At 34.8% G+C, this 26309-nt stretch carries 15 protein-coding genes; 9 read left to right on the top strand and 6 right to left on the bottom strand.

The genetic code is table 11. The features are described 5' to 3' along the window. Positions 1–60: 60 nt before the first annotated feature. From B0M43_RS07920 to porU, 5 genes are all read right to left on the bottom strand, one after another. Positions 61–1725 (bottom strand): pyruvate dehydrogenase complex dihydrolipoamide acetyltransferase, encoded by a 1665-nt coding sequence (locus B0M43_RS07920; protein ID WP_078006248.1) that lies wholly within the window; start codon positions 1723–1725, stop codon positions 61–63. 6 nt (positions 1726–1731) lie between these two features. Beyond that, a complete protein-coding gene (gene pdhA / locus B0M43_RS07925; protein ID WP_056190513.1) occupies positions 1732–2730 on the bottom strand; it encodes a pyruvate dehydrogenase (acetyl-transferring) E1 component subunit alpha in 999 nt (332 codons plus the stop codon). 158 nt (positions 2731–2888) lie between these two features. After that, complete coding sequence (gene cdd / locus B0M43_RS07930) at positions 2889–3371, bottom strand: cytidine deaminase (RefSeq protein WP_065448096.1); 483 nt, start codon at positions 3369–3371, stop codon at positions 2889–2891. A gap of 78 nt (positions 3372–3449) precedes the next feature. Further along, entirely contained in the window at positions 3450–4655 is a 1206-nt protein-coding gene (porV, locus tag B0M43_RS07935; RefSeq protein ID WP_065448095.1) for a type IX secretion system outer membrane channel protein PorV, read from the bottom strand. Between the two features lie 40 nt (positions 4656–4695). Continuing rightward, entirely contained in the window at positions 4696–8532 is a 3837-nt protein-coding gene (gene porU / locus B0M43_RS07940; RefSeq protein WP_078006247.1) for a type IX secretion system sortase PorU, read from the bottom strand. A 213-nt stretch (positions 8533–8745) separates the two neighbouring features. Between porU and gldJ the strand changes: the two genes are divergently transcribed. Both gldJ and murF read left to right on the top strand, forming a co-directional pair. After that, positions 8746–10431, top strand: a complete 1686-nt coding sequence (gldJ, locus tag B0M43_RS07945) for a gliding motility lipoprotein GldJ (RefSeq protein ID WP_065448093.1) — start codon at positions 8746–8748, stop codon at positions 10429–10431. A 108-nt stretch (positions 10432–10539) separates the two neighbouring features. Then, positions 10540–11826 carry a UDP-N-acetylmuramoyl-tripeptide--D-alanyl-D-alanine ligase gene (gene murF, locus B0M43_RS07950; RefSeq protein WP_078006246.1) on the top strand — a complete coding sequence of 429 codons (1287 nt, stop codon included), beginning with the start codon at positions 10540–10542 and terminating at the stop codon, positions 11824–11826. Positions 11827–11864: 38 nt separating this feature from the next. Here murF and B0M43_RS07955 read toward each other — a convergent pair whose 3' ends face one another. Further along, positions 11865–14735, bottom strand: coding sequence for a triple tyrosine motif-containing protein (locus B0M43_RS07955; protein WP_078006245.1), 2871 nt, complete (start codon positions 14733–14735; stop codon positions 11865–11867). A 345-nt stretch (positions 14736–15080) separates the two neighbouring features. Here B0M43_RS07955 and B0M43_RS07960 point away from each other — a divergent pair, with 345 nt between their 5' ends. The 7 genes from B0M43_RS07960 to B0M43_RS07990 all read left to right on the top strand — a co-directional run bounded on the left by B0M43_RS07960 (position 15081) and on the right by B0M43_RS07990 (position 26308). After that, positions 15081–18209, top strand: coding sequence for a TonB-dependent receptor (locus tag B0M43_RS07960; protein WP_078006244.1), 3129 nt, complete (start codon positions 15081–15083; stop codon positions 18207–18209). A gap of 11 nt (positions 18210–18220) precedes the next feature. Next, positions 18221–19732, top strand: a complete 1512-nt coding sequence (locus B0M43_RS07965) for a RagB/SusD family nutrient uptake outer membrane protein (RefSeq protein ID WP_078006243.1) — start codon at positions 18221–18223, stop codon at positions 19730–19732. Between the two features lie 26 nt (positions 19733–19758). After that, positions 19759–20610, top strand: coding sequence for a hypothetical protein (locus B0M43_RS07970; protein WP_123921766.1), 852 nt, complete (start codon positions 19759–19761; stop codon positions 20608–20610). A 149-nt stretch (positions 20611–20759) separates the two neighbouring features. Beyond that, positions 20760–22214 carry a glycoside hydrolase family 30 beta sandwich domain-containing protein gene (locus tag B0M43_RS07975; RefSeq protein WP_078006241.1) on the top strand — a complete coding sequence of 485 codons (1455 nt, stop codon included), beginning with the start codon at positions 20760–20762 and terminating at the stop codon, positions 22212–22214. A gap of 88 nt (positions 22215–22302) precedes the next feature. Beyond that, positions 22303–23769, top strand: a complete 1467-nt coding sequence (locus B0M43_RS07980) for a glycoside hydrolase family 30 beta sandwich domain-containing protein (protein WP_078006240.1) — start codon at positions 22303–22305, stop codon at positions 23767–23769. A 24-nt stretch (positions 23770–23793) separates the two neighbouring features. Then, on the top strand, positions 23794–25266 hold the full coding sequence (locus tag B0M43_RS07985) for a glycoside hydrolase family 30 beta sandwich domain-containing protein (RefSeq protein WP_078006239.1): 1473 nt from the start codon (positions 23794–23796) through the stop codon (positions 25264–25266). Positions 25267–25468: 202 nt separating this feature from the next. Beyond that, entirely contained in the window at positions 25469–26308 is an 840-nt protein-coding gene (locus B0M43_RS07990; protein WP_065448084.1) for an endonuclease/exonuclease/phosphatase family protein, read from the top strand. Position 26309 lies beyond the last annotated feature (1 nt).

Below are 26309 nucleotides of genomic sequence, written 5' to 3' on the forward strand. Positions count from 1 at the left end.
AGTCTGCCTTCGATTTTGTTCAGGCTAACGCTTCGACTTCGCTCAGGATAAACATTGAAATTATGCCAACATTGTAACTGGGCTTTCGATGTATTGTTTTAATGTTTGTAAAAATTGAGCACCAGTTGCACCGTCAATTGTTCTGTGGTCACATGCTAATGATAACATCATTGTGTTTCCTACTACAATTTGACCGTTTTTAACTACTGGTTTTTCAACAATTGCACCTACAGAAAGGATAGCAGAGTTTGGTTGATTGATAATTGAATTGAATTCAGTAATACCAAACATTCCAAGGTTAGATACTGTAAAAGTACTTCCTTCCATTTCTTGTGGCCCTAATTTTTTGTTTTTAGCTCTTCCCGCAAGATCTCTTACTGAAGCACCAATTTGAGATAAACTCATAGCGTCAGTAAATTTCAATACAGGAACTACTAATCCGTCTTCAACTGCTACAGCAACACCAATGTTAACGTGGTGGTTGATGATGATAGCATCTTCTTTCCACTGAGAGTTAATTTTTGGATGTTTTTTCAATGCTAAAGCACAAGCTTTTATTACCATATCGTTGAAAGATACTTTTGTATCCGGAACAGTATTGATTGTCGCTCTTGCGCCCATAGCTTCGTCCATGCTTACTTCGATCACTAAGTTGTAGTGCGGTGCAGTAAATAATGATTCAGCCAAACGTTTTGCGATAATTTTACGCATTTGAGAATTTTTGATCTCTTCGGTGAAAACTTCTCCGGCAGGAACAAATACTTTTGGAGCAGCAGGAGCAGCATCAGCTTTTGGAGCAGCAGCAGTTGCTGTTGCAGCTGGTTGTGCTTGTGCAGATGGAGTAAAGTTTTCAATATCGCTTTTTACGATACGTCCGTTTTCTCCTGAACCTTTCACCTGAGTTAATTGAATTCCTTTGTCAGAAGCAATTTTTTTCGCTAATGGCGAAGCTAAAATTCTTCCTCCGTTTGAAGTTTCTGCCACAGCTTCACTTGCTTTTTCAGCAGCAGGAGCAGCTTTTTCTTCAGTTGCAGGAGCGCTTGCAGGTGCAGCACCTCCGGCAGTATAATTGTCAGCAATTCCAGAAATGTCAGTTCCTGCAGGTCCTATAATAGCTAATAAGCTATCAACAGGTGCAGTATTTCCTTCCTGAATTCCAATGTATAATAATGTTCCTTCATTGAAAGACTCAAACTCCATAGTCGCTTTGTCTGTTTCAATTTCAGCAAGAATATCACCTTCAGCAACAGCATCACCTACTTTTTTCAACCAGGTTGCTACTGTTCCTTCTGTCATTGTATCACTCAAACGAGGCATAGTTACAACTATAACGCCTTTTGGTAATGCAGCTGCAGTCTTTGGTGCAGCAGTCTCAGTTTTTGTTTCAGCAGGAGCGTCTTTTGCTTCAGCTTCTTTTGTTTCCGTTTTTGGTGCTTCTGCAGTAGCAGGAGCATCACCACCAGATAAAAGAGCAGAAATATCTTCTCCTTCGTTACCAATGATTGCTAATAATGAATCAACAGGAGCAGTTTCTCCTTCTTGAATTCCGATATGTAAAAGAGTTCCTTCGTTGAAAGACTCAAATTCCATTGTTGCTTTATCTGTTTCAATTTCAGCAAGGATATCTCCTTCGCTAATTTTGTCGCCTACTTTTTTTAACCAAGTCGCTACCGTTCCTTCCGTCATAGTATCGCTCAAACGAGGCATTGTTACTTTTATGGCCATAATATATTATAGTTTATGAGGTGTGAATGGATAGTCTTCTTGTGCGTATACTACATCGTATAATTGTTGTAATTCAGGATATGGAGATTCTTCAGCGAATTTCACACATTCTTCAACCAAATCTTTAACTCTTTGGTCAATTACTTCAATTTCTTCTTCTGTAGCATACTTTTGATCCATAATTACATCTAAAACCTGAGTAATTGGGTCAATTTTTTTGTATTCTTCAACCTCTTCTTTAGAACGGTACAATTGTGCATCAGACATAGAGTGTCCTCTGTAACGGTATGTTTTCATTTCAAGGAAAGTTGGTCCGTCACCACGACGAGCTCTGTCGATAGCTTCTGTCATTGCTTCAGCAACTTTTACAGGATTCATTCCGTCAACTGGTCCGCAAGGCATTTCATATCCTAAACCAAGTTTCCAGATATCAGTATGGTTTGCAGTTCTTTCTACAGAAGTTCCCATTGCGTAACCGTTATTTTCAACGATAAATACAACTGGTAATTTCCATAACATAGCCATGTTAAAAGCTTCGTGTAATGAACCTTGTCTTGCAGCACCATCACCAAAATAGGTCATAGTTACTCCGCCAGTTTCAAAATATTTATCAGCAAAAGCTAAACCAGCTCCTACCGGAATTTGTCCACCTACGATTCCGTGTCCTCCGTAAAAACGGTGTTCTTTAGAGAAAATGTGCATAGAACCTCCCATACCTTTAGAAGTTCCTGTTGCTTTTCCTAAAAGTTCAGCCATCACTCGTCTGGGATCAACTCCCATACCAATTGGCTGTACGTGGTTTCTGTAAGCAGTAATCATTTTATCTTTAGTCAGGTCCATAGCGTGCAAGGCACCTGCTAGTACAGCTTCCTGACCATTATATAGGTGTAAAAAACCTCTAACTTTTTGTTGAATGTATAATGCTGCAAGTTTGTCTTCAAACTTTCTCCAAAGTAGCATGTCTTCGTACCACTTTAAATATACTTCTTTTGTAACTTCTTTCATCTGAATTCTTTCTTTTGCTAAAGTTTGTTTGTGTTATCAATTGTTGCCTATAACGCAAAATAGTTTCCTCCCACAAATTTGCGCCCGAAAGGTCGGGATGCAAAAATAAGACATTCCTATTAAGAAGTAAAATTTAAACGTGACTTTTTGGCTTTTTTTTATAAGAACTTTTTATCAAACATAAAAGGAAGCAAATTTTTAAGGGATGCTGATTTGTAAACTTCGCCAATTTCGCCCATAAAATAGATTTCTATAGGGGTGTCTTGCCTGATTTCATATTCGGCAATCGATTGGCGGCAAGAACCACATGGTGGAATTGGAGCGGTAGTCTGATTCGTGTCTGAAGCTGCTGTAATAGCTATCTTTAGAATTTTTGCATCGGGATAAACACTTCCCGCATGAAAAATGGCAACGCGTTCTGCGCATAATCCTGATGGATAAGCTGCATTTTCCTGATTTGATCCCAAAACTATTTTTCCGTTATCTAATAATAATGCTGCTCCAACTCTAAATTGAGAATAAGGGGCATATGCTTTTTTTCGAACTTCAACAGCCTCGCTCATTAAGTCTTGTATGTCTTTTGAAAGTTCTTCCAGAGAATTGTAAACGGTAAAAGATGATGTTATGCTTATTTCTTTCATTTCTTTTTATGGGAAAAAAAATCCAAATCTCTAAGAAATAGAAATTTGGATTGTTATTATTTTTATTGTTTTATTCGTTTAATAAACTTCGTATTTGTCGCCAAAGTTAAAGGTTAAAGAAAAGCGAAGTGTATTTTCTAAAGGATTTTTAATTTTTGATGCTGAAAATAGGTAAGAAACATCAAGTTTTACTACATTATATTTAAAACCTGCTCCTAAAGAGAAAAACTGAACGCCTCCTTTTTGAGGACTTTGGTGGTAATATCCTGCTCTCATCGAAAAAGCATCCTGATAAGTATATTCTCCGGCAACACTATAAGTGATTTCTTTTAATTCTTCGCTAAAACCACCCGGAGCATCTCCAAATGATTTAAAAATACCTGAAACCCAACCTATATCATTGTAGTTTTTGTAATTTGTGGCATTAGCCTGTTCCTGAGAAGTTTCTCCAGGATCATTATAATCGCCATCTCCGTTTAAATCTATCGGAGTTCCTGGTCCCGGAGGAGTAGGAACTAAAAGTTTGGTAAATTCTACGCTTAGTCCAACTTTATTGTAGTCGTCCAGAATAAAATCAAAACCACCACCTAATCTTAAATTTGCCGGTATAAAGTTTGAGCTTAAGTCATCATTGTCGTAGCTTATTTTCTGGCCAAGGTTTTGCATGTTGAAACCTGCTCTCCATCGTCCGTTGAAGTCTGAATAAGCAATTTCTTCAGATTGGTAAAATCCGGCAATATCAACTGCAAAAGTACTTGCTGCAGAAGCGTCTATATCTTCTGAGGCAATTTTTAAATTTGAATTGATAAATCTTGCGGCAACTGCCATAGAGAATGTTTCGCTTAATTTCAAAGAATAAGATCCGTCCAAAGCAAATTCGTTTGGCGATACTATTCTGGCAGCTTCACTTGGATCTCCTGTTGTTCTTAGCTCAATATCTCCAAAACCAAAATAGCGAAGACTTCCTGCAAAGGCACTTCGTTCATTAATTTTATTGTAGTACGTTACCTGACCTAATGAAATGTCATTGGCTAAGTCTGTTAAGTACGGAGTGTAACTAATCGAGAAACCTTGCTTATCTACTGAAAAAGCATATTTTGCAGGATTCCATTGCTGAGAGAATGCGTCTGCTGATGTTGCTACACCCTGATCAGCTAAACCTGCTGCTCTGGCATCTGCCGCAACTAATAAAAAGGGAACTCCCGTTGTAATAGGGCGGTTGTCCTGTGCCTGTACTTTAAAAAGAATAAAAGAACAAATTAAAAGTAGTGAAATTTTTTTCATTTAGGGACTTAATGTATTTATGATACAAATATATATATAATTATAAGATGACAAGCTTTTCATATTTTTCTGCCTTTTTATTTGTCAAATTAGATCTGACTGTTAGTTTGTAAATATAAACACCTTTTCCTATTCGGTCACCAAAATCATCTTTTCCATCCCAGGTTATTTCTCTTGATAAAAAACCTTCTGTTGTAATGATCTGGTTTTTTGTCCAGACTACTTTTCCCGTAATAGTCATTACCTGAACCTGGACATCCAGGGGTTCGTATGGTCTATTGTGAGAAAACCAAAACTGAGTGTAGGTAGAAAAAGGATTAGGATAATTAAGAACGTGTGTTAATGTTAGTGATTCATCTCCAACAACTACAAATTGTATTTCGCTTGTAACCGGATTGTTGTAAACATCCCATGCTGTAAAGCTTATAGTGTGCATTCCCGGAGCTAAATTTCTTAAGGGGAAACGTAAATTTCCGTTCGTATAATCGTCTAATTTTGTTTGATAGTAATCATTTAGAATGTAAGGATTACTAACGTCTCCGTCCAGAATTGCTACAATGTCATGCCCGATTCCGCTTGCTGTATTTATTCCATTTTCATCTTCCAGAAAAGCCAGTAAAAATGGCGATTCATTTGTAATTCCGCCAGATACAAAAGTTTCATCGTTCATATATAACTTAACTTTTGGACTTATATTGTCCTGAGGTGCATTTTCATTTATTCCTCCTATTTTAATGGCTGTACTGTAACCAGTTTGGTTTTCTAAAGCCTGATTTTTTTTCGAATAAAAACTAATTCGGCCATAATCAACAGGAACACGAATATCCCGCGGTACAACAAAGCTAAATTCGAACTGGCCGTTGGTTACGGATGCATTTCCTCTAAATATTGTTTCCCCTAATATTTTAAATGACATTGCAGGGCTATAACCATCATTATTTAAAGTTGTGGTTGTAATTAATTTATCGAAAATTGCGGTAGCTAACTCTCCGTTATAATTGCTAAGAAGAGTATTGTTTTCATCGGTAATTTCGCCTGAAATTTTAATTTTTGCCAAAGATTTAAAGTCTGGAATTGATTGTGAAATCACAACATCATTAACTTTTGTTAAATTAATTCTAGGTTTTGGAATGGCTAACATTAAAGCAGGATCGCCAATATAAAAAATAACATTACTGGCTGAACTTGGATTTTCGTTTTTAGAAATTCGGAGCGCCTCGGCAATGCTTGTGTATTGATTGGATCCGTACGAAAGCAGGTTTTTACTAAGGCTGTCATTAAAATCTTCTGCATTAAATTGTCCTATAGCTCGAATGGTTGTAAGCATAGAAATTGCGCCGCCTTTTGGATTCCAAAAAGTATATTCTCCTGCTGTTGGTCTTGTCGGGTCATCGAATCTTGAAAACTCACAAGTAATGGTTATAAATAAAGGATACTTGTATTGATTGTTTAGATTTTGTCCGTCTGATTTTTCCCAAATACGTTCGCTTGCCAGTCCGTCTTCGCCACCGTGGCCTAAATAATTAAAAATTAAAGCGCCTTTTTCAAAAGCATTAAATAAATCCGTTCTTGCTTTAGGGTATCTTGATCCGCCGGCAGAAGCTTCCTGTGTATAAGCATCCAAAATGATTTTGTCGATATTTAAAAAAGGTTTTTGGGTAGTTATATTGTCTGCCAAATTGTTTTGATGGAATTGTAATGTCGCATCTGAAGTCTGGTCAGAGTCATCACTTACCATAACAATGTTGTTTCTCCAATTCCCATAGGATTTAACATCATGGTATTCTAAAACTTTATTGACCATTTCGGCTGCCTGTGCATTGTCTGACACCAGCATTCTGCCGACCGCAATATCAATTCCGCCAAAAGGCGAAACGACAATTCCTTCGTTTGAATCCATTAAACCGTAAAAGTCATCAGATGCAAATGAGGCTTCTCCGGTCGAGTTGCTAATTACAGATTGATATATAGGTACAATATTATTATTGTTTGCAATTCTGTCCTTGTAGTCAAAAGAAGCATCTCCGAATAAATTCAGGTATTTTATTTTTTTATCTGAAGATGATGCATTGTCGTAAATGTATCTGATGCAATTTCTAATGGCTGCGATATCTTGTTTTCCTGAAGAAAATTCCTGATAGATGTTTTCTAAAGCAAGTACTTTTACATTCAAATTAGAATATGTTCTGTGAAAATTCGCTAGTTTTTCGGCTTGGGAAATTAAAAATTTGGGTGTAACTATTACATAGTCAATATCCTGAAAGTTATTTTGGGTATTCTTAAATAATGTTCCTTTTAGATTTTGATTGACAATTTTTGATTGATTCTCTTTTAAAGGAGTGAAATAATCAGCAGCATCAATAGCGATGTATTTTCTAATTTCTCCCAAATTTGCTTTAAAGCTAAAAGAGGTTTGATTTGGGTTTTCAATTTTTGATACATTATATAGGTCTGTAACATCCCAAATTTGAGAAATTCCCGAAGCATTACTTATTGTATAATTTACTATTCCCGGTATTGATCCGGCTAAGTCATACTGAAATTTAAATTGTTTGCCTGTACCGGATAATTTTCTTTTCGCTATTAAATTGATGTAATCCAGATATCCTTTTGATCCCGGGACACCATTATTATTATAGGTAAGTTTTATTTTTATGTTTTCGGCACCGGTAAACGAGCTGTTAGAAGGAAGTTTTTGGGTGTAAAATTTTAATTCAGAATTGGATGCCAGCGCCTGAAAAGTAATATTTCCTATACTTTGTCCGTTAGCAGAAACTGCAAAAGAGGTTGGGGTAAAAGCTGCAGAAGCTGCATTTAATTCAATTTTTACCGGTATTGAAGTTTCAATATTTGGAAAATTGAATTCGAATTCCTGTTCCTGAGTAATATCAAATGCTTCTCCAAACCATTGACGTCCCAGATGAGCAATGTTGGTTTTGTCGATTTCATGAAATTGATAGTCGTCAAAAGTGTTTAGCTCTAAGGTACTATTTCCGCTTGGCTGATTGAAGTTCGGGATACGTTTTCCATCGTTGCCGGCCACTGTAACATAATAATAGGATTTTGTAGCATACAAATTAAGATTGGTCTGGCTTTCGGTACTCCAGTTTTCAACTCCTTCAGCATAAAAAAGAATATAATCTTCGTTGTTAAAAGTGCCATCGCTTTCTCCAATTATTTGTATCGCATTTTCTGTTAAGTCCGCAGGATAGTAAGTGTTATTAGCTAAAGGCAGCATTTTTCCTCCGTTTCCGTAGATCTTAATTCGTCTTGGGTCTACTTTTGAAGGGTCAAATCCAAGGCTTTGCAAAAAAGTTTTCGAAATTTTATAAACGCCGGATTTCTCAATATAAAAACGGTACCAGTCTCCGGATGCTAAAACTGAATTGTATACAGCATTTGATTTTTGAAAAGTTGAAGAATTATTACTTATAAACGTTGGGTTGCTTGCTGTGTAGGAAAATGATCTGATTCTCTTGTAAGTGTTACCTTCCTTTATTATAGGTGATAACGATAAGAAAGTTTGCGTTTGATTTCTTGAAAGAGTGGTTTTTAACGTTTCATTTGGTTTTTCGGGGATGTTTTCAAGTGATAAGTCTCCTAATTCAGCAATTGAAACAGATTCGTAAATAACGTTTGTAATTTGTACAGAATTATTGTTTGAGAAGCCAGATTCGCTTAGGTTAAGTAATAACGTTATGCTTTTTTTACTCGTATCGTACCTAAAACCGCCTCCTGAAAAGTACGGGATTTTTATTTTTGATTCGCCAAAACTCATCTCTTTTTTACTTTGCCAATCTAGCGTGAAGCTCCCATTTACCTGAGAAAATGAGATGAACGGAACCAGAAAAAGATATAAGAATAAGGCTTGTTTCATTATGTGATAAAGCGGTTTTAAATTAAAAATATTTTAGTAAGTAAAAATATAGTATTTCATGTTATAGTAAATAATAAAAAGTATATTTTTGCGTTCGTAACTATAGGTTATTTTCTGGTAAAAAACAGTGAAATAAAATTATTAGAACAGATGTTGCTAATTAAATGTTAATTATTATATTGCAGCACCTAAATTTATCACCTAAGAATGAGTATGAAAGTAAACAAAATTGTAGTCTTGCAATTAATGATGTCAATGATATTGATGTTGGGCACGGCTAGTTGTAGCAAAAAATCGAGTTCCAGTCAAGCTTCCAGAGCAACTGGTTGGGATGTAGATAGTCAGAATGGAACTGCTGCCAGAAACGCAGGAAAAAAACAACAGGCTGGTCCTGGTTTAGTTTTTGTTGAGGGAGGTACATTTACTATGGGTAAAGTACAGGATGATGTTATGCACGATTGGAATAACACACCAACCCAACAACACGTTCAGTCATTCTACATGGATGAAACAGAGGTTACCAATGGTATGTACTTAGAATACCTGGAGTGGTTAAAGAAAGTTTTCCCTCCAACAGAAGAAAATTACAAAAATATTTACGAAGGAGCATCTCCTGATACTTTAGTATGGAGAAATCGTTTAGGATACAACGAAACGATGACTAATAACTATTTAAGACATCCATCTTATGCAAACTACCCTGTAGTTGGTGTTAACTGGATTCAGGCTGTTGAATTTAGTAAATGGAGAACTGACCGTGTAAACGAAGCAGTTTTAGAGAAAAACGGTTTCCTTCAAAAAGGTGCTAAAACAAACGATGTTACTGCTGATAATTCATTTAATACTGAGGCTTACTTAATGTCTCCTAGTACTGCACGTGGTGGTAGCGAAGAGATTGTATTAAAGAAAAATCCAAACGGAAGAAGACCTAAAGCAGGAAAAGATGGTGTAGTTCCGGAAGAAAAAAATGTGTACGCACAACGTTCTTCAGGTATTATATTGCCAGAATACAGACTTCCTACTGAGGCAGAATGGGAATATGCTGCTGCAGCTGATGTTGGACAAAGAGAATACAATATATATAAAGGACAAAAGAAATACCCTTGGTCCGGAGATTATACACGTTCTAGCAAACGTAAAAACAAAGGAGATCAATTGGCTAACTTTAAACAAGGAAACGGTGATTACGGTGGAATTGCAGGTTGGTCTGATGATGGAGCAGATATTACAAATGCTGTAAAAAGCTATGCACCTAACGATTTTGGATTATACGATATGGCTGGAAACGTAGCCGAATGGGTTGCCGATGTTTACAGACCTATTATTGATAATGAAGCGAATGATTTTAACTACTTTAGAGGAAATCAATATGCTAAAAACAAAATTGGTAAAGATGGTAAAATTGAAATTATCACTAAAGATAATATTCAGTACAAGACTTTAAGTAACGGTAAAAAAGTTGCAACAAACTTGCCAGGAGAAATTGCTCAGGTTCCGGTTGATGAAAATGAAACTTACTTGAGACAAAATTTCAGTACAAGTGATAACATCAACTATAGAGATGGTGATAAACAATCATCTAAATACTTTGATTTTGGTGATCCTGATGGAGGAACAAAAGCTGATCAGTCAATGTACAATTCTCCTAAGCATAATGTAACAACAGACAGTTTAGGTCAAATGGTTAGAAAATATGACAACTCTAGTAAACGTACTACACTTATCGATGATAATGTGAGAGTTTACAAAGGTGGTTCTTGGAGAGACAGAGCATATTGGTTAGATCCGGCACAAAGAAGATATTTCCCTCAGGATATGGCAACAGATTACATCGGATTTAGATGTGCTATGTCTAGAGTAGGTGCAAAAGCTGAAAAAAGAAAATCGCCTAGAAACTAAATTCTAGAAAATTCAATATAAAAAATTCCAAATTCCAACTGAATTACTCAGCTTTTGGAATTTGGAATTTTTTTATTGCTTATTTTATAAATATAAATTTTTTTATAAATGAATATTCAGGACATTCATAACTTATTTTTGCAATGTAAATCGGTTTCAATTGATACCAGAAAAATTGAAAAGGATTCTATGTTTTTTGCTATCAAAGGTGAAAATTTTGATGCGAATACCTTTGCTGTCAAAGCACTTGAATTAGGTGCTTTATTTGTCGTTGTTGATAATGCATCGTATGTTATTGATGAAAGAACAATTCTTGTTGAGAACAGTTTAGAAAGCTTACAAGCGTTGGCAAAGTTTCATCGCGCTTATCTTAAATTGCCTATAATTGCCTTAACGGGAAGTAATGGTAAAACGACGACTAAAGAACTTATTAATGTTGTTATTGCTAAGAAATATAAAACCAAGGCTACAGTAGGAAATTTAAACAATCATATTGGAGTGCCTCTGACTTTGCTGTCTTTTACAAAAGATACTGAAATTGGTATTGTTGAAATGGGTGCAAATCATAAAAAAGAAATCGAATTTTTATGTGAAATAGCTCAGCCTGACTTTGGCTATATTACGAATTTTGGTAAAGCGCATCTTGAAGGTTTTGGTGGTGTAGAGGGTGTTATTCAGGGCAAAAGTGAGATGTACGAATATCTCGCAAAAAACGATAAATTGGTTTTTGTAAATCTCGAAGATCCTATTCAGATCGAAAAATCTGCGGGAATAAAATCATTTACTTTCGGAATCAATAATGCTAATGCTGATCTAAAAATTAACAGTATCAAAGCTAATCCTTTTGTTGTTATAGATTACGATAATTTTAGTGTAGAATCGCATCTAATTGGGCTTTATAATGCTAACAATATTAATGCGGCTATTGCAATTGGATACTATTTTAAGGTCGAGGAAGAGGATATGAAACAAGCAATTGAAACATATATACCTGAAAATAACAGATCGCAATTGTTACGAATTGATTCTAATCAGATTATTCTGGATGCTTACAATGCTAATCCTAGCAGTATGGCAGTTGCAATAACTAATTTTTTACAACTCGAAAATCAAAATAAAGTGATGATTTTGGGAGATATGTTTGAGTTGGGTGATGAGAGCAAACAAGAGCATAAGTTAATTGTAGATTCTTTATTAAATCAAAACAAATCAGAGTGCTATTTGATTGGTAAATCATTTTATGAAAATAAAGTTGCTCAAGAAAATATTCAGTTTTTTGAAACTTTTGATGCTTTTGTAGCACATCTTAAAACAATACATTTCAAGGACAATACTATTCTCATAAAAGGATCCAGAGGAATGGCTTTAGAGCGAACACTGGAATATATTAAATAATAAAAATCCATCAGCCGAAACTGATGGATTTTTTGTTTTTAGATGCTCATTAAAAAACCAATTAAATTTTCCTTTTTATTTAAACCGAGTTTTTTTCGTAACCTATAACGTGCTAATTCTACGCCGCCTGTTGAAATATTCATGATTTCGGCAATCTCCTTTGTCGACATATTCATCAATAAATAAGTAGAGAGATCCAGTTCTCTTGGCGAAATCGTGGGATATTTTTCTTTTAATCTTTTCAAAAATTCAAAGTGAACGTTTTTGATATGTTTTTCTAAGTCTTTCCAGCTTTTATCTGTGTTTACTTCCTTTACAATACTTTTATTCAGTTTGCTCACTTGAAATTTGGTCGAATCGTCTAGCGCTTCAACATCGATTTCTTTCAGTTTATGAATAATTCCGTTTAGGATTTTGTTTTTCTTTACTACTTGTAAGGAGTTGTTTACTAGTTCTTTATCTTTTGCTAGAATTTTTATCTGAAGTTTGTCACTTTTAAGCTTTTCAATTTCTTTTTCCAGGTCAAATTGTTCCTGCCTTATTTTAGATTCTTTTTCAAGATATAATCTTCTCTGTTCGATAGTTTCGTAATATTTGTTTTTTCGGATTTTCATTTTTACCCTGGCAGAAATTAAATAGACCGCTATCATAATTAGTACAAAGTAAAACATATATGCTAAAAAGTGCCTGTACCAGGGAGGAGAAACCATAAAGGAAATCGTTGAAGGCTCAGATTGAATTCCGTAACTGTTTCTGACTTTTAATTTCATCGTATATTCGCCTTCTCTTAAATTGGTATATTCTTTAATAGAAATGGTAGACCAATCACTCCATTTATCATCAAAAGGTTCTAATTGATAGGAGAATTCGACATTTTCAAGATTTTCATATATAGGAGATGAAAATGTAAAGCGTACATGATTGGAAGAGTAGGGAATACGAATATTTTCTGTTTTCTGCTGATTGTTTCCCAAAACGATAGTGTCGCCGGGAAATGAAAAACTTCGTATAAATGCTTTAGGTTTGGTTACAAAATTGTTGAGCAGGTCAGAATCATAATGAGCTAATCCATCCGTTAAGCCGATAAAAATATTTTTTGAATCGATTGTATTTACAGATAAATAACTATTTACCAGATTACCGGTTAAGTTCGAGAAAGGGGCAACGACATTTTTGTATTGATTATCGTATTTCATTAATACTCCTAAAGATTCATCAAATGCATACCATAAATTCGATTGCGAATCTTCGCTTAAAGCATTTATATTTGGAATATTTTTGAATAATGCCGACAGTTTTTGGTCTTCATAAAACAAATCCTGCTCTTTTGAGAATTTGTAAAAGTGATTGTTGGTCTGAAAGTAGATTTTACCGTCAATTTTTTGAAGACTTCCAATATTTTTATGTTGAGGAGATAATTGATTTATTTTTTTGATGGAGGTAAATCTTGTCAAATCATTGCTAAGCTGCATTTTATAAATTGATTCGTCTTTTTTGAGCCACAAATAAGAGTCATCAAGCTCAAAACTATTGGATGATTTATCAAAACCTGAAATTTGATTTTTGAATATCAGGCCCTTTCCTGTTTTTTGAAAAACAGCAAATCCATCGTAATTAGAACCAATAAAAAAGCCCGGATGATTTGGTATTCTTTTAAAACCAAAATATCCTTTAGAATCTATAATATGAGTTACTTTTCCTCCCTGAATGGCGAGTGCACCTCTATTATTAGAGCAGATAAGTTCATTTTCGATTACCTGAACGTTCCATGACTGGGCGGTCGTTCCTTCAACAAGTTTAAAAACATCCTCTTTGAAGCTATTATTCCAGGCATGATAAAAAACACCCTGATTTGTTGCAACGTATAGGTTTCCCTGATAAATTACCGATGCGTATACGGTACTGATATCGTAACTAAATCCAAAATAAGTAAATGGAGAACTTTCGTTTAAAAAGGCTATACCGTTGTCTAATCCAAGCCATAAATTGTTTTTGCTATCAATAAAAGAAGTCAGGACGGTATTGTTCTGCAATCCTTTTTTTCTGTTTAGATGCTGAATTATTCTGCCATTAAAATCGCAAATGATAATCCCATCCAGTACAGAGTTTAAAACAATAAAGTTTTTATTTATTATAGCGCCGCCTAAAGAGTTGTTTTTTCTAACAAAATTATTGGCTTCAGTTTCCCAGGGTTGAATGGTGTTGTTTTCATAAATAAACAATCCTTTTTCAAGTGTTATTATAAGTGTTTTGTCTTTTGTTAAAGAATACATTCCCCATATTTCGGTATTGTTTAGGGCTGTGGTATTGGGTAATGGATATAATTTTTCGTTTCGATACTCTAAGATGCCTTTTTCGACATCCTGAAAGTAAAGTTTATTATTTACTACAAATGAAAATTGAAACCTTTTAGGAGCTTGTAGTATGGATAGTTTTCCATTTTTTAAAATATAGGCCCTTGCGAAAGATTGAAAAATAGTCAGATTGTTTAAAGAATGGATTTTCCAGATAAAATCGATGATTTTGATTTTATTTTTATCCACCTTTTTAGCAAGGGAAGTATATTCCAGCTTTCCTTTATTGTCAGGTTTGAAATATCCAAACTCATTATACCCGCCCACTAATATTTTTCCTGACTTATCAATTTTTAAACATCTTACAGAAGTTAGATTGGGTAGTGGATATTTGCGCCAGGAAGATCCATCAAATTGTAAAAGTCCATTATTATTGGCAAAATATAAATTTCCGTTTTTATCCTGATCAATACTCCAGTTTTGCGTTCCTCCCTTATATTCATTTCGTTTGTAATTTCTTACGTCAGGAAGTCCTATGCTTTTAACTTGTCCGTAAAATGTAATTGAGAATAATGTAAAAAAAGTAATAATAAAATGTGATTTTATCAATTGCATCAGTTTTTGGTTTTTTTTAATTTTTTAATAGTTAACTATTTAAAATTTAGTAGTTTATGAGTAATTGCTCTCTACTATCACGATGTAGAAAGTTGTTTTTTTTATAAAAATAAGCATTATCATACTACTGTAGTGTTTATTTTTATAATTAACATTTCCATAACATCTTAAATTTAAATTTTAAATAGTTAATTATCAATTATTTATGTAAAATTTGATGTGTTTTTGTAATGTATTAAAATTTGATTTGATGTGTTTTTGTAGTGAAAATTTGTTGCGGGTAGTGAAAAATTAACATTATTATTGCATCAAATTACTAATTAATTAACCAAAATTTTTAGAAAAATGAAATTAACAAAATTACTTATTTTTTGTGTTTCATCTTTGTTATTCTCGGTTATAGCCGTGGCTCAGGATGTCACAGTAAGTGGAATAATAAATGATGAAAGTGGAATGCCAGTTCCAGGTGCAACTATCTTATTAAAAGGTACTACGAAATCAACTGCATCTGATTTTGATGGAAAGTTCCAACTACAAGTACCTTCAAACGGAGTTTTGACAATTACTTTTATAGGTTATGGTACAGTTACTGAAGCTATAAACGGAAGAACAAAATTATCTATTCAATTAAAACCAGAATCACAATCACTTAACGAAGTTGTGGTTGTTGGATATGGTACTCAAAAGAAATCAGTTGTAACGGGAGCCATCTCTAGTGTAAAAGCTGCTGATTTAGAAGATTTACCTCTTACAAGAGTTGAGCAAGCTTTACAAGGTAGGGTTTCAGGAGTTACTATTGCAGCAAATGCGGGACAGCCAGGATCAGCTTCAACAATCCGCGTTAGGGGTATCACTTCGTTTGGAAACAACGAACCTTTATGGGTTGTTGATGGAGTTATTGTTGATTCAGGCGGAATTGGTTACCTAAATCAATCTGATATTGCGTCAATGGAGGTTTTAAAAGATGCGGCATCGCAGGCAATTTATGGTGCCAGAGCAGCAGCAGGGGTTATCCTTATAACTACTAAAAAAGGAAAATCTGGTAAAATGAGTGTAAACTATAATGGTTACACCGGTTTTTCTAAAGCAGCTAGAAAATTAGACTTATTGAATGCTACTGAATATGCTACAATAATGAATGAAAGATATGCAAATGGATACACAGTAGATCCTCAAAAACCATATCAACTTCCCTATCAGAATCCATCATCATATGGAATTGGAACTGACTGGCAAAAAGTTATTTTTAATGACAGTGCTCAAAAAACGGGACATGAACTAAGTTTGTCAGGAGGAAATGATGTATCTACTTATTATGTGTCTTTCGGATTATTAGATCAAGAAGGTATTGTTGCTACTCCGATATCAAATTACAATAGAAAAAACATTCGTTTAAACTCGACACATAAAATTGTAAAAGGATTAACTTTTGGTCAAACTTTAGGATATTCTCACGAAAAAAATGTTGGGATAGGGAATACAAATAATGAATATGGTGGGCCACTAAGTTCAGCAATCAATTTAGACCCACTTACACCGGCGATAGTTACCGATCCAGCTGTTGCAAATTCAGCGCCATATAGTACTCAGGCTGGTATTTTGAGAGATGCTAACGGAAATCCGTATGGAATTTCTAGTGCTGTAAGTCAGGAAATGAGTAATCCTTTGGCATATATTCAAACGAGATTAGGAAATTATGGCTGGTCTGACAATTTTGTTGGAAATGCTTATGTAGAAGTTGAAGCTATTAAGGGTTTGAAATTTAGAAGTACACTAGGAGGTAAATTAGCGTATTGGGGTGCAGAGAGTTTTACGCCAGTATCTTATTTAAACTCTGCAACTATAAATGCGGTTAATAATTTAACTAGAAATACAAACAAAGGTTTTGGATGGAATATTGAAAATACAGTTTCTTATGCAAAACAAATAGGAGATCATAATTTTTCAATTTTACTTGGACAAGGTGCATATATAGACAATATCACGTCAGGGTCTACAGTAACTTATAATGACATACCTTTTACTAATTTTGAAGATGCAACATTTCCTAATGGTCATCCAAAGGAGAAAATTACAGCTTCTGCAACTAATGGTTATGAGCATAAAGTAACATCACTATTTGCGAGAGTAAATTATGATTATAAAGAAAAATATTTATTAACAGGTATTGTTCGTCGTGATGGTTCATCTCGTTTTGGTCAAAATTATAAATACGGAACTTTTCCATCATTCTCTTTAGGATGGGTTCCAACTAAAGAAAATTTCTGGCCACAAAATAATGTAGTAACACAATTGAAGTTTAGAGGAGGTTATGGTATTACAGGTAGCGATGCAATTGGTGATTTCAAATTCTTACCAACTATTGGTTCAGGAAGAAATTACACTATAGGAAACCAAGGATCAGTTGTTGTTGGTAGTAGTCCAAATGCACCAGCAAATCCAGATTTAAAATGGGAAGAAACGAGCCAGGCAAATATAGCTTTTGATATTACATTCTTTAATGACTTTACCTTAACTTCAGATTTTTATATCAAAAAATCGACAGGTATTTTACAGGATATTGACTTGCCTGGTCATATTGGTAGTGCAGGTCGACCTTCTGCGAATATTGCTGACATGCAGAACAAAGGTATTGACGTAGAACTTTCTTACCGTAAAAAATTAGGTGACTTTAATTTAGGCTTAAGCGGGAATATTTCTTATTTAGAAAATGAAGTAACGAACTTAGGAAAAGGTATTCAATTTATTTCGGGAGATGCATCTTTCCAAAATATGGGTGCGGTAACCAGAACACAAGTTGGTCAACCATATAATTCTTTTTATGGATATAAAACACAAGGTATTTTTCAAAATCAAGCAGAAATTGCAGCTTATACAAACGCTGCTGGTGGTCTAATTCAGCCAAATGCAAAACCAGGAGATTTTAGATGGCAGGACGCAAACGGCGATGGGACAATTACAGATGATGATAAGACGTTTATTGGAAATCCACTTCCAAAATATACATTTGGATTTACTGTTAATTTAGATTACAAAAATTTTGATCTATTAATATTTACACAAGGTGCAGTAGGAAATCAAATTTTTCAGGGATTACGTCGTCTAGACATCAATACAGCTAACTTCCAAACCTCTGCTTTAGGTCGTTGGACTGGAGAAGGATCTACAAATTCATATCCAATTATATCTAGTGTTGATGATAATAAAAACTTTTCAAACGCTTCAGATTTTTATTTAGAAGATGGTGATTATTTGAGAATCAAAACAATTCAACTTGGATATAATCTGCCAAGTGATGTTGTTTCAAAAGGAGGACTTTCAAAAGTGAGACTTTATTTAACCGGAGAAAATTTATTAACATTCACAAAATACAGCGGTTACGATCCGGAAATTGGTGGAGGAGTTTTTGGTATTGATAAAGGATATTATCCACAAGCTAGAACTTTAATGTTAGGGGTTAATTTACAATTTTAAAATTAGAGATTATGAAAATTAAAAATATAAAATATTCATTTGCTGCAGTAGGATTGTTGCTTCTTAGCTCTTCTTGCGGTGAAGATTTTTTAACAGTTGATCCAAAAGGACTTCCGTTGGTAGATAATTATTACAAAGATGAGAACGAAGCATATTCTGGATTGATTGCTGCTTATGATATTATGGGCAAACAATCCAAAGGTTTTGAAAACATGGTCTGTATGCTTAATGCAGGTTCTGATGATTTTTATGCTGGAGGAGGAGGACCTGGAGACGGGGCTGGTATTCACGGTTTTGATAATTATAAGCTCGATAAAATAATTATGCCAAGGAGTTTTTGGGGTGATTTTTTCCAAGGAATTGCCAGAGCAAATATCTTGTTGGAGAAATTACCTGGTGTAAATATGCCTGATGCTAAGAAAGTGCGTTTTGCAGCAGAAGCAAAAGCATTACGCGGCTATTACTATTTTGAACTAGTAAGAACATTCAGGAATTTGCCATTAATTCTAACCCCAATTTCACCAGCAGAAGGATACAACAGTACTCAGGTTAGTCCAGGAGAAATTTATGCGCAAATAGAGAAAGATTTGATTGAAGCTAAAGCAGTTTTACCAAATACAGTTGATACTGCAACAGAAGCTGGGCGTTTTTCTAAAGGTTCTGTACAGGCTTTACTAGGAAAAGTATATTTGTACGACGGAAAAAATTCATTGGCCGCAGCAGAATTCGCTGATGTAAATGGAACTCCGGGAGGTACTAGCATGTACGGCTATAAATTGCTGGACAAATTTTCTGACCTATGGGTATTCAGCAACAAATTTAACTCAGAAGCTATTATTGAAATTATGCATACTGATAAAAGTAATGCAAATTGGGATTTCTGGGGTGGAGGAGCAGACGAAGGTAATTCTGTAAATATTATGGTAGGACCTAGAGATTTTTCAAGAACAAAACCTGCACTGATACCAGATTATGTTTCTGGATGGAGTTTTAACCCTGTTACGCCAAGTTTGTACAATTTTATGAAAGGTGATCCCCGTTTTGATGCTACAATTTTGGACATGTCAGCAATGCTTGCAGCAGGAATTGCTAAGTGGGGACCAAAAGATCAGGATACAGGATATTTCTTAAAGAAATTTATGCCATTAAACTCAGATACTTCTACAGGAGGTGGAGCTACTGCTTTAAACTATAACCAAGATATGTATGCAATTCGTTTAGCAGATACTTACTTAATGGAAGCAGAAGCTTTGGGCGGAACAGGAGCAAGAGCACAGGCTTTACTAGACGCTGTACGTGCAAGAGTTGGTTTAGGTTCAGTACCAGTTTCTTTAGATGCTATTGCTAACGAAAGAAGATTAGAATTGGCAGGTGAAGGACACCGTTGGTTTGATTTAGTAAGAACCGGAAAAGCGGCAACTGTACTTGCGGGAGAAGGATTTGTAGCTGGTAAAAATGAAATTTGGCCAATCCCACAAAAAGATTTAGAGAATACTAAACTTGTTCAAAATCCAAACTATTAATACAATATCATATGAAAATAAATTTAATGAAAAAGCAAAGATTTTTATTCTTGTTTTTTATGACAGTAGTATTAAGTATTACGAGTTGTCAACCAGATGATTCCATTGTAAACAATGGATTAACAGATAACAATGTAGATGCATCATTTCAAATCGTTCCAGTAGAAGGAAAAGTAAATGTTTATAAGTTAGTAGCAAATACAAAAGGGGTTACATCTTCATTATGGGATACAGGTGCTGGATTTTATGCTGGTAAAATGGTAGAAGAAATTTCTTTACCTGATGCCGGAACATATACCATTTCGCACACTGCAATAGGTAAAGGAGGAGGAAAAACTACAGCTTCAAAAGATGTCGTGGTAGCTACTTCTGATCCATTAAAAGGTAATTTAGTTAAAGGTGGTTCATTTGCAACTGCAGAAGATCAGGCTAACTGGAAAATAGTAGTTTATGGTGCTGGTGGAAACTGGACTTATAGTGATAAAGGTGCTACTGTTAGCGGGGGGCATGCAGCTATTTATCAGGCTATTGATGTTGTAAAAGACAAAGAATATACAATTGATATGTCTGTTACAGGAGGTGCTTCAACTGATATGTGGTTTGAGGTTTATGCTGGTAAAGCTGATCCGGCTACAACTTCTGGAGATTACAGTGATGGAGGAAAAGTAATGGGTCTGAATACTTGGGATGGCTGCGGTAACAATACTGTTTCAGGTAAATTATCTGTTATTGGATGTACTAAAAATGCAAAATTAAATATAAAAAGCAACGTAGTTAAATTTGATACTACAGGTAAAATTTACTTGATGGTGAGATGCGGTGGAGGAATTGCTCCAGGCGGACTTACGATCAAAGGCGTGGAATTACGCGGAAAATAAGTTTAAGTTAAGTTTAAGTTTGGTTGTAAATAGCCCATAATCATTATGAGTATGGGCTATTTTTTAAATCCGTAAGCTGCCGGAAAGTTTTTTAGTGAAGAAGAGTTCACCAAAAAGCTTTGATTTAGAATTTAAAAAATTAGAAAAGAATGAAAAAAAATAGTTTAAAAGCGCTATGTCTCTTGTTTTCGTTAACGGCTTTTGCCCAACAACCAAAAACAAAAAAAGAGTTTACAACCAATGGAAAAAAGATAACGGTTTACACCACAGCAGAAAATTCGAATTTAAGATTAACATCTACAGATCATCTAACATTTACAGCTGCTAAGCAACCTCTGGAAATAGAGAGCTCTGTTTTTGTAGAGCCTGCAAAGAAGTTTCAGACTTTTATAGGAATTGGAGGAGCTATTACAGATGCGAGTGCCGAAATATTTGCTAAACTTTCAAAAGAAAAACAAACAGAATTTTTAAATGCCTACTATGATAAACAAAAAGGAATAGGCTATTCATTGCTAAGAACCACGATACAAAGTTCTGATTTTAGCAGTGAAAGCTATTCTTATATCAAAGAAGGAGATAAAGATTTAAAAACGTTTACAATTGATCACGACAAACAATTTCGTATTCCGTTAATTAAGCAGGCTATCCAGACAGCAGGCGGTAAATTAATGACATATGTGGCACCTTGGTCTCCAAATGCTTTTATGAAAAGCAACGCAAATGTCCTGAAAGGCGGAACATTATTACCGGAATATTATCAAACCTGGGCGAACTTTTATGCCAAATTTATAAAAGCCTATGAGAAAGAAGGAATTCCTATTTGGGGTACTTCTACGCAAAATGAACCAATGGCCGTTCAAACTTGGGAATCTTGTATTTATACCGCAGAAGACGAAAGAGATTTTATTAAAAACTTCTTAGGCCCAACATTGAAAAAAGAAAAATTAGGTAATGTAAAAATCATCGCCTGGGATCACAATCGTGATTTAATGAATTACAGAGCCAATGTAATTTACTCTGATCCGGAAGCTTCAAAATATGTTTGGGGAATGGGATTTCATTGGTATGAAACCTGGTCAGGAGGTTCGTCAATGTTTGAAAATGTTGCCAAAGTTAACGAAGCATATCCTGACAAAGGTTTAATGTTTACAGAAGGTTGTGTAGAAAAATTTGATGCTGCAAAATATCAATTTTGGGGTAACGGAGAAAGATATGGCATCTCTATGATTAATGATTTTAATAACGGAACTGCCGGATGGACAGACTGGAACATTCTTTTGGACCAGAACGGAGGACCAAACCATGTGGGTAATTTTTGCTTTGCGCCAATTCATGCTGATACAAGAACAGGAGAGCTAATTTACACTCCGTCATATTATTATATTGGGCATTTTTCAAAATTCATTCGCCTAAATGCAAAAAGAGTAAGTTCAGCAGTTAGCAGAAGCGCTTTATTGAGTACATCATTTTTGAATACTGATGGCACAATGGCTACAATTGTCATGAACCAAACAGATAAAGCAATGGACTATAAGTTGATTATAGGTGCTGAACAAACAGTTGTTAAGATTCCTGCACATGCAATACAAACGCTTGTGTATTAATGTTTTGTTAGTAGAAAGAGGGTTAATTTGAATCATCCAAATTAGCCCTCAATTTTTAATTTAAATTAAATCGTTTTTTAAAAATACTATGAAAATCATCAATAGAATTTTAATAGCTCCAATAGCAGTTCTACAATTAATTTGTTCTTCATCAAACGTTGTTGGACAAAATGCTCATACATCCAAAAAAAATAAAAAAATAGAGGTTTACACTACTGCCGAAAACACAAATTTGAGATTATCATTATCGAATAATTTAATTTCAAAACCAACTTCACAACAAACAAATTCAACAGTTTCTATACAATTAGATCCTGATAAAACAGACCAGACTTTTCTGGGAATTGGTGGTGCAATAACTGATGCAAGTGCGGAGGTTTTTGCCAAACTATCACGAAAAAAACAACAAGAATTTCTTAGCGCTTACTACGATAAGAATAAAGGAATAGGATATTCCCTTGCCAGAACAAATATTCACAGTTGCGATTTTAGCAGCGACAGTTATACTTATGTCCAGGAAGGTGACAAAGAACTCAAAACCTTTAATATCGATCACGATAGAAAATACAGAATTCCACTCATTAAAAAAGCAATTGAAACAGCCGGCGGGAAATTAACCTTATTTGTTAGCCCATGGAGTCCCCCAGCTTTCATGAAAGACAATAATGATATTTTGCACGGCGGCGTTTTATTGCCTGAGTTTGCCCAATCATGGGCAAATTATTATGCTAAGTTTATAAAAGCTTATGAAAAAGAAGGAATTCCGGTTTGGGGATTAACGATCCAGAACGAGCCAATGGCAAAACAACGTTGGGAATCATGCATCTATACTCCCGAAGCAGAAAGAGATTTCCTGAAAAATTTTCTGGGACCCACTTTAGAAAAAGAAGGGCTTGATGCTAAAAAAGTGATCATTTGGGATCATAATCGTGGTGATATGCTAACGACAAGAGCCAATTTGGTTTTCTCTGATCCTGAGGTTTCAAAATACGCCTGGGGAATTGGATTTCACTGGTACGAAACCTGGAACGGCGGTACTCCAAAATTTGAATCGGTAGGCGAAGTTCACAAAGCATTTCCGGATAAAAATTTAATTTTCACAGAAGGTTGTATAGAAAAATTCGATGCGACTAAATTTCAATTCTGGGGAAATGCAGAACGTTACGGACTTAATATGATCAACGATTTCAATAACGGAACCGTTGCCTGGACAGACTGGAACATTCTTTTAGACCAGAATGGAGGGCCTAATCATGTTGGGAATTTTTGTTTTGCACCCATTCATGCCGATACCACAAAAGATGAGTTAATCTACACGCCAATGTATTATTATATTGGACATCTCTCAAAATTTATCCGCCCTGGAGCAAAAAGAATCATTCAAACAATAAATGATAAAAATTTAATAAGCACTTCTTTTAAAAACGCTGATGGCAAAATAATTACAGTTGTCATGAACCAATCAGATAAGGAGATTGTTTATACCCTAATCAACCACGATTTGCAAAATACTATAACTATCCCGGCCCATGCTATGCAAACTATTGTATTCTAATGGCTGACCTAAAAACTATAAAAAATGAAATTGAATTTTAAAAACAGTATAAAAATATTGTTCCTCGCGATTGCAGTATTTGCTCAGGTAAAATGCTCTTCATCAAATGATGCTGTCGATCCGGTAGTAAATCCACCAGTGGTAAACCCTCCGGTTGTGGTAACAAACGATGTCGATTTCTGGCTTACAAAAGGAGATTTAAGCGCATTATTAACCAAACAAACCGGAACTTTAGGATTTAGCACTACTGCTAATTCATACGCAAATATTGAAGTAAATGCCGCTCAGAAATATCAAACCGTAGATGGTTTTGGATATACTTTAACTGGCGGAAGTGCTGATGTAATCTATAAGTTAACAGCAGCCAAAAGAACTGCACTTTTACAGGAATTGTTTGGTTCCGGAGAAACCTCAATTGGTATAAGCTACATCAGAATCAGTATTGGAGCTTCTGATTTGAATGCATCTCCGTTTACTTATGATGATCTTCCTACAGGAAATACCGATCTTGATTTAGCAAATTTTAGTTTAGAAAAAGATAAAACAGGAGTAATTGCACTTTTAAAAGAAATTCTGGCCATCAATCCTAAGATTTTAATTCTAGCTACTCCCTGGTCAGCTCCGCTATGGATGAAAGATAAAGACAGTTTTATTGGAGGTAGATTACAGGCTCAATACTACGATGTTTACGCCAAATATTTTGTAAAATACATTCAGCAAATGAAAGCTGAAGGAATTATTATTGATGCCGTAACGCCTCAAAACGAGCCCCTTCATGGCGGAAATAATCCAAGTATGGAAATGTCAGCTTTAGAGCAGACAAATTTCATTAAAAACAACTTAGGCCCGGCATTTAAAGCCGCCAATATTACTACAAAAATTATTGCTTACGACCACAATTGTGACAATCCAAATTATCCAAAAGCAATTTTAGCAGATCCGGCAGCAAATCCTTTTGTTGATGGTTCTGCTTTTCACTTATATGCCGGAGATATCAGCGCACTTTCAAATGTTTATAATGCTTATCCGGATAAAAATATTTATTTCACAGAACAATGGACTTCTTCTACAGGTGAATTTGGTGGAGATTTAAAATGGCATCTTAAAAATGTAATTATAGGTTCAATGCGCAACTGGAGCAGGAATGCACTAGAGTGGAATTTGGCCAATAATGGATCTTTCGAACCTCACACAACAGGAGGATGCAGCACTTGTAAAGGAGCAATAACAGTAACTTCAAGTGAAGCTTTTCAGCGCAATGTAGCCTATTATATAATAGCGCATGCCTCTAAGTTTGTTCCGGCCGGATCAGTACGAATTGCAAGTAATATAAGCGGGAACTTACAAAATGTAGCTTTCATCACGCCATCAGGTTCTAAAGTTTTAATTGTTGAAAATGACGGACAAGGAAATGAAATATTTAATATTAAATTCAATGATAAATGGGTGACTACTTCTTTGCAAGGAGGATCTGTGGGCACTTATACCTGGAAATAATTTTAAAATGCTGAACGTTCATCTGGAAACAAAAAACGGGAATTAATTGTGTAAGAATTTTAAACTAAAAATATTTTAAGCCAACAACGATGATATATTTAATATTAACTATTCTAACGTACATAATTAACATAACTTTTAAATAAGATTTTTTCTTTAAGGCTAGAGAAACATTAGCTTTACCGACTAAATTTTTTTAAAGATGAAAAAGATAAACAAAATTATTTTAGTAGTATTCCTACTTTTTGTAAGCGGATCATTTTATGGTCAAAATTTAAAGATCATGACCTACAACATCCGTTTAGATGTTGCTTCTGACGGAGAAAATGCATGGCCAAATCGAAAAGATTATTTTACTTCTCAAATACAATTTTACAGTCCGGATGTTTTTGGAGTTCAGGAAGCAACTCCCGGTCAGGTTGATTATATAGCATCGGCTTTGCCAAATTATAACAAATTTGGAGTAGGAAGAGAAGAAGGAGGAACAGGCGAGGCATGTACGATTTATTATAAAAAAGATCGCTTTAAAGTAGAGCAATCCAATACATTTTGGTTATCAGAAACTCCCAATGTAGTTTCCAGAGGCTGGGATGCAGCTTGTAACAGAGTTTGCACTTATGGACTTTTTAAAGATTTAAAAACTAAAAAAACGTTTTGGGTTTTTAATCTTCATCTGGACCACATGGGCGAAGAAGCAAGAATAAAAGGAGTACAGCTTGCTTTGAAAAAAATAAGCGAATTGAATACAAAGAAATATCCGGCTTTTTTAATGGGAGATTTCAACTCAGAACCGGATACAAAACAAATAGCAGAAATTAAAAAAGTAATGGATGATACAAAAGATGTTTCAAAAGAAAAGCCTTTTGGACCATCAGGAACGTTTAACGATTTCAAACACAACGAACCGGTAACACTATTACTCGATTATATTTTTGTTTCAAAAAACAGTGGATTAAAAATTCAAAAACACGCAGTTTTAAGTGATTCTAAAGATTTAAAATATCCATCGGATCATTTACCTGTTTTAATAGAAATAGATTAAA

Origin of the sequence: Flavobacterium sp. KBS0721 (assembly GCF_002007065.3) — a bacterium.
GTDB lineage: Bacteria > Bacteroidota > Bacteroidia > Flavobacteriales > Flavobacteriaceae > Flavobacterium > Flavobacterium piscis.